Origin of the sequence: Kitasatospora arboriphila, assembly GCF_039528095.1 — a bacterium.
GTDB classification, from domain to species: domain Bacteria; phylum Actinomycetota; class Actinomycetes; order Streptomycetales; family Streptomycetaceae; genus Kitasatospora; species Kitasatospora arboriphila.
In genome coordinates, this window is the sequence record NZ_BAAALD010000136.1 from 15032 (window position 1) to 15543 (window position 512).

General features: G+C 81.8%; 1 protein-coding gene. It reads right to left on the reverse strand.

What is annotated here, in order from left to right:
- A partial coding sequence (locus ABD353_RS36760) for a hypothetical protein (RefSeq protein WP_344628072.1) occupies positions 1-512 on the reverse strand: 512 nt, incomplete at both ends.

Here is a 512-nt window from a genome sequence, read left to right on the forward strand (position 1 = left end):
GGACGGCCCGCGGCCGGGGCCGCCGGCCCCCCCCAGCCCGGCGCCCCCGCCCCCCCCCCCCCCGCCCGGTGCCAGGGCGGTGGTGAGCGCCCGGCGGCGGGCGTCCTCGTCGTGGCCGCCCTGGTGCGCGAGGTCCAGTTCGAAGACGTAGAAGGCCCGCTCGGTGATGCCCCGGTGGGCCTGTCGGGCCCGGGGGTCGTGGTCGTCCGCGCCGAGTGCGAGCCGGCCGCCGTCCGCGGCGCTCCGGCGGGCGGCCCGGGCCGCGCCGGGCCGTTCGCCCGAGGCGACAGTCCCGGTCAGCTCGTCGGCGAGCAGGAGGAGTTCTGTGGAGCGGCGGTCGGGTGCGGTGGCGGGCATCGCGACCGTGAGCGCGCAGGCGGCGAGCAGCGCGGTCCGCTCCCCCGGGTGCAGGTCGGGCGGGCCGTCCGCGTTCCCGGCGCCGAGGACCGCGACGCCGGCGAGGGTGCGGGCCCCCTGGTCGTCGAGCCGGCCCTCACCGCGGGCAACGGCGA